The following is a 5,815-nucleotide window of genomic DNA, read 5'->3' as shown; positions in this document are numbered from 1 at the left end:
GGGCGAGCGCTCGGCGCGCGCCGAGACGGGCGCCGCTCGGACGGACGCCGCGCGGCGCTGAGCGGACCGTCGTCGAGGCACGGGGCCCGCCACCGTCAGGTCACGAGTTTGTAAAGAACCTGAACGAATTTCGTCGCAGGGGTTGCGCCGAGTTTGTTCGTAAGGTCTACTAACAAACGTGACGGCAACGGAAGCAGCACCCGGGCAGGCGCCCGCAGGCATCGCACTCGGCAGCGAGCGCCCGGCAGGGCACGCGAGCCCGACGGCCGCCGCGGGCCAGCTCTTCGCAGGCCGCGCGCTGCGCACCTCGGGCAAGGTGCTCCCCGAGCACGCCCGCAGCCACAACCGCTCGCTGGTCCTGCAGACGCTCTACACCCTGGGCGCGCAGAGCCGTGCGGACATCGCCCGCGAGACCGGGCTCACCCGCGTGACCATCTCCGACCTCGTCGCCGAGCTCATCGGCGAGGGCCTGGTCGTCGAACTCGGCCAGCGCGAGGACGCCCGCCCCGGCAAGCCCGCGACGCTCATCGACATCGACCGCACCGGCCACCACGTGGTCGCCCTCGACCTCTCCGAGCACACCCGCTTCCGCGGCGCCGTCCTCGACCTCGACGGCGCGACCGTCGCCCGGGCCGAGGTCGCCCTCGACGGCGCGACGGGGGAACGCGCGGTCGAACTCGTCACCGAGCTCCTCGACGGCCTGCTCGCCCTCACCACCTCCCCGGTGCTCGGCATCGGCGTCGGCTCGCCGGGCGTCGTGGGTCCCGACGGCGTCGTCCGCTCCGCCCCGAACCTCGGCTGGACCGACCTGCCCCTCCAGGAGCGGCTGCAGGCCGCCTTCCACCTGCCCGTGCACGTCGCCAACGACGCGAACGTCGCCGTCCTCGCCGAGCACGCCGGCGCCCCGGGCGACCTGGTGCTCGTCAAGGTCGGCCACGGCGTCGGCGCGGGACTCATCATCGGCGGCCGACCGGTGCTCGGCGCCGGCAGCGCCGCGGGCGAGATCGGCCACGTCGTGGTCGGCACCGACGGCGGGCCGCGATGCGCGTGCGGCAAGCACGGCTGCCTCGAGGCCTGGCTCGCGGTGCCCCGACTCACCGCCGAGCTCGAACGACTCGGCGACGCGGACGCCGCGGCATCCGCTCGCGAAGAGACCCTGCGGGAAGCGGGCCGACGCCTCGGCATCGTGCTCGCCCCCGTCGTCGGTGCGCTGAACCTCTCCGAGGTCGTCCTCAGCGGACCGACGGAACTGCTTGACGGCCCGCTGCTCGAGGCGGCCGTCGAGACGGTCCGGAACCGGACGATGACGGAACACCACCGGGAACTGAGGCTCCGGATGACCGCGCACGGGCAGGACATCGTCCTGCGCGGGGCGGCCGTCATGGTCCTCTCCGGCCAACTCGGGGTCTCCTAGGCCCCAACCCCCTGCACCACGGGTGGCAGCACCCCCGCTCCCACCTTCCCCCTACGAAAGGAAACCACGCAATGAGGAACCTCGGCATCGTGGCGCTCGGCGCCGCGGCTGCGCTGACCCTCGCCGGGTGCGCCACCACCGGAGGCGACGCGGCCTCCGAGGAGGGCGCGGAGATCCGCGTCTGGCTCGTCGGCACCGACACCCCCGACGCGGCGCGCGAGCTGCTCGTCGAGACCTTCGAGGAGGAGCACCCCGGCTCCACGCTCGTCATCGAGGAGCAGTCGTGGGACGGCCTCGTGGACCGCCTGACCACGAGCCTCTCCGGCTCCGACAGCCCCGACGTCGTCGAGGTGGGCAACACGCAGGCCCCGGCCTTCACCTCGGCGGGCGCCTTCATGGACCTCACCGACCACTACGACGAGCTCGGCGGCGACGACCTGCTCCCCGGCTTCGTCGAGGTCGGCTCGTACGACGAGAAGTTCTACGCGGCGCCGCTCTACTCCGGCTCCTCGCTCGTCTTCTACAAGAAGGACGCCTTCGCGGCGTCGGGCATCGAGGTCCCGACCTCGCTCGACCAGTACGTCGACCAGGCCATCCAGCTCGCGAACGACAACCCCGGCAAGTCGGGTGTCTGGTGGCCCGGCCAGAACTGGTACGCCGCGCTGCCCTACATCTGGGAGGCCGGCGGCGAGGTCGCAGTGCCGGACGGCGAGGAGTGGGACGCACAGCTCAGCTCGGCCGAGTCGATCGAGGGCCTCGAGATGGTCCAGAAGGTCATGACCGAGGCCTCGCGCGCCCCGAAGGACGCCAACGAGTCGAACCCGCAGGTCGGCTTCTGCGACGGCACGTCGCTGCAGCTCGCGGCTCCGGCCTGGGTCAAGTGGTCGATCCTCGCCCCCGAGGACGCCGAGACCCCCGGCTGCCCCGACCAGGAGGAGAACCTCGGCGTCTACGCGCTCCCGGGCGCTGACGGCGACGCGGCCCAGGTCTTCGCCGGCGGGTCGAACATCGGCATCTCCGCCAACACGAAGCACCCGGAGCTCGCCCTCGACGCGCTGAAGATCATCCTCTCGGACGAGTTCCAGACGATCTACGGCGAGAACGGCCTCGTGCCGGCGAAGCTCTCGCTCGGCGACACGGTCGGCACCGACGAGGTCGCCCAGGCGATCTCGGCCGCGGCCGGCAACGCCAAGCTCACCCCGGCCTCGCCGAAGTGGGCCGACGTCGAGGCTGCCGGAATCCTGCAGGACCTCTTCGTCAACATCGCGCAGGGCGGCGACGTCGCCCAGCTCGCCGAGGAGGCCGACCAGCAGATCGAGGACATCCTCAACGGCTAGTCCCTCCCCACGGTGCGGCCGCGCCCTCGACGCGACGCGGCCGCACCGACTCCCCACCGGGCCCCGGGCCGGCAGTGCCCCACACACGCTGCCGGCCCGGCACCATGAGCGGGCCACGCCCGCGGCATCCACACCCTCGCCGTCAGACGCAGGAGCCCCACATGACCACCACCGACACCGGCCTCCCCCCGGCCGTGAGCGCGGTCGACGGCGAACGCATCGTCACGCCGCCGCCCGTCGAGCCGCCGAAGCGACGTCGCTTCAGCCGCCGTGCCGGGGGCCTCACCCCCTACGCCCTCCTCGTTCCCGCCTCGCTCGTGCTCGCGGCGATCGTCGGCTGGCCCCTGATCCAGCTGCTCATCACGTCGATGCAGGAGTTCGGCCGCGCCCAGGTCTTCGGCGCCCCGCCCACCTGGGTCTGGTTCGAGAACTACGTCGACGTCCTCACGGACCCCACCTTCTACGAGGTCCTCGGCCGCAGCCTCGTCTTCGCGGCCGTGTGCGTCGTGTCCACGATGGTCCTCGGCACGCTCATGGCGCTCCTGCTGCAGCGCCTGCCCAAGGGCTTCCGGCTCCTGCTCTCGATCGGCATGCTGCTGGCGTGGGCGATGCCGCCGCTGTCGGCGACCATCGTCTGGGGCTGGATGTTCGACACCGACTACGGCATCATCAACTCGGTCCTCGTGAACGGCTTCGGCCTCGAGGAGTTCCGCCAGCACTCGTGGCTCATCGACCCGCTCAGCTTCTTCCTCGTCGCGGGCATCATCATCGTCTGGGGCGCCGTCCCGTTCGTCGCCTTCACCCTGTACGCCGGCCTCACCCAGGTGCCCGAGGAGGTGCTCGAGGCGGCCCAGCTCGACGGGGCCGGCGCGTTCAAGCGCTTCCGGCTGATCACGTTCCCGTACCTCAAGCCGATCTTCCTCATCACCACGATCCTGCAGATCATCTGGGACCTCAAGGTGTTCACGCAGATCTTCGCGCTGCAGGACATCGGGGGCATCCGCGCCCTGACCAATACGCTCGGCGTGTACATCTACCAGGTCTCGATCGCGGGCGGCGACTTCGGCACCGGCGGTGCGATCGCGGTGATCACGGCGATCATCCTGATGACCGTCTCCCTCTACTACGTCCGACAGACCATCAAGGAGGAGGAGCTGTGAGCGCCACCACCGCCACCGCACCGCGCGCCGCGCGCGCGGGTGCCTCCCGCGACCTCGCCCCGCGCCGTCGCGGAGCCCGCAACCGACTCTCGACCGCACTCTGGAGCGCTCTGTCGGTCGTGCTGTTCGCGCTGTTCGCATTCCCGGTCTACTGGATGGTGAACACCTCGTTCCAGCCGAACAACGAGGTCCGGGGCTCCGACATCCACTTCTGGCCCGACAACTTCACGCTCCGCAACTACGCCACGGTGCTGTTCGATCCGGGCCGCACCCCGTTCGCGCCGGCCGCGGTGAACTCGCTCGTCGTCACGCTCACCACGGTGGTCGTCGCGCTGGTCTTCGCGTTCCTGGCGGCGATCGCGGTGACGCGGTTCCGGTTCAAGAGCCGGCGCGGGTTCATCGTCATGATCCTCGTGATCCAGATGATCCCGGGCGAGGCGATGATCGTCTCCATCTTCCGGGTGATCGACGGATGGCACCTCCTGAACACGCTGATCGGCCTGACCATCGTCTACGTCGCCACCGTGCTGCCGTTCACGATCTGGACCCTCCGCGGCTTCGTCAACGGCGTGCCGGCCGACCTCGAGGAGGCGGCCATGATCGACGGATGCTCCAGGGCCGGGGCCTTCTGGCGGGTCACGTTCCCGCTGCTCGCCCCCGGCCTCGTCGCGACCGGCGTCTTCGGGTTCATCCAGGCGTGGAACGAGTTCGTGATCGCGCTCGTGCTGAACGCCCGACCCGAGATGATGACGCTGCCCGTGTGGCTGCGCACCTTCCTGGTGGCGAACGGCACGACCAACTGGGCGGCCATCATGGCCGGTTCGACGCTCATGGCGATCCCGGTCATCGTCTTCTTCCTCATCGTCCAGGGCCGGATGACGAGCGGACTCGTGAGCGGAGCGGTCAAGGGATGAACGACGTGATCCGGGGCGGCGACGGGCAGGGCCTGCGCCGCGACATCCTCACGACCCTGCTGCCGGGGTTCGCCGGGCCCGAGGCGCCCGGGTGGCTGCTCGACCTGCTGGCCGAGGGCCTCGGGGGCGTGTGCGTCTTCGGCTCGAACGTGGTCTCGCCCGCGCAGCTGGCCGGCCTCACGGCGGAGCTCCGCGCGGCGAACCCGCTCGCGGTCGTCGCGATCGACGAGGAGGGCGGGGACGTCACGCGCCTGTTCTCCGACCGCGGCGCGCCGTATCCCGGCAACGCGGTGCTCGGTCGCATCGACGACCTCGAGCTGACCCGCGCCGTCGGTCGCGCGGTGGGCGAGGCGCTCGTCGCGGTCGGGTGCACCATGACCTTCGCGCCCGACGCCGACATCAACTCCAACGCGCAGAACCCGGTCATCGGCGTGCGCAGCTTCGGCGCCGAACCCGGCCTCGTCGCCAGGCACACGGCGGCGTGGGTCGAGGGCGTGCAGTCGGCGGGCGTCGACGCGAGCGCGAAGCACTTCCCCGGGCACGGCGACACCGCCACCGACTCGCACCTCGCGCTCCCGGTCGTCGACCTGCCGCTCGAGGCCCTGCAGGAGCGCGAGCTCACGCCGTTCCGCGCCGCGATCGCGGCCGGGACGCGCTCGATCATGACCTCCCACATCCTGCTCCCGCAGCTCGACGCGGAGCACCCCGCCACCCTGTCTCCCCGCATCCTGCACGGCCTGCTCCGCGGGGAGCTCGGGTTCGAGGGCGTCATCGTGTCCGACGCCCTCGACATGGCCGGGGCGAGCGGCGGGCGCGGCATCCCCGAGGCTGCCGTGCTCGCGCTCGCCGCCGGCTGCGACCTGCTGTGCATCGGCACCGACAACACGGGCGAGCAGATGGAGGGGATCGCGCAGGCGATCGCCGACGCCGTCGCCTCGGGCCGGCTGGCCCCGGAGCGCGTGGCGGATGCCGCGGCCCGGGTTCGCGGGC

Annotated in this window: 5 protein-coding genes; all 5 read left to right on the top strand. The window is 71.5% G+C overall.

Translation table 11 applies throughout. From position 1 onward, the window contains the following. Positions 1-220: 220 nt before the first annotated feature. Positions 221-1,414 carry an ROK family transcriptional regulator gene (locus tag ESO86_RS10220; protein ID WP_422836486.1) on the top strand — a complete coding sequence of 398 codons (1,194 nt, stop codon included), beginning with the start codon at positions 221-223 and terminating at the stop codon, positions 1,412-1,414. A 71-nt stretch (positions 1,415-1,485) separates the two neighbouring features. Beyond that, positions 1,486-2,751: an extracellular solute-binding protein gene (locus tag ESO86_RS10215; protein ID WP_129234800.1), complete on the top strand. Its 1,266-nt coding sequence runs from the start codon at positions 1,486-1,488 to the stop codon at positions 2,749-2,751. Positions 2,752-2,912: 161 nt separating this feature from the next. Beyond that, positions 2,913-3,911, top strand: coding sequence for a carbohydrate ABC transporter permease (locus ESO86_RS10210; protein ID WP_129234799.1), 999 nt, complete (start codon positions 2,913-2,915; stop codon positions 3,909-3,911). Next, positions 3,908-4,825: a carbohydrate ABC transporter permease gene (locus ESO86_RS10205; protein WP_242492314.1), complete on the top strand. Its 918-nt coding sequence runs from the start codon at positions 3,908-3,910 to the stop codon at positions 4,823-4,825. Before ESO86_RS10210 ends, ESO86_RS10205 begins: the two co-directional genes overlap by 4 nt. Next, the coding region (locus tag ESO86_RS10200) for a glycoside hydrolase family 3 protein (RefSeq protein WP_277985225.1) at positions 4,822-5,815 on the top strand (994 nt) is incomplete at its 3' end. The genes ESO86_RS10205 and ESO86_RS10200, both read left to right, overlap by 4 nt.

Source organism: Agromyces binzhouensis (assembly GCF_004135055.1).
In the GTDB taxonomy this organism is placed as follows: Bacteria; Actinomycetota; Actinomycetes; order Actinomycetales; family Microbacteriaceae; genus Agromyces; species Agromyces binzhouensis.
This window is presented reverse-complemented; position numbering and strand designations above follow the sequence as displayed.

Excerpts from the sequence above, each read along its gene's own strand:
- ESO86_RS10215 (WP_129234800.1), top strand. The coding sequence starts at position 1,486 with ATGAGGAACCTCGGCATCGTGGCGCTCGGCGCCGCGGCTGCGCTGACC.
- ESO86_RS10210 (WP_129234799.1), top strand. The coding sequence starts at position 2,913 with ATGACCACCACCGACACCGGCCTCCCCCCGGCCGTGAGCGCGGTCGAC.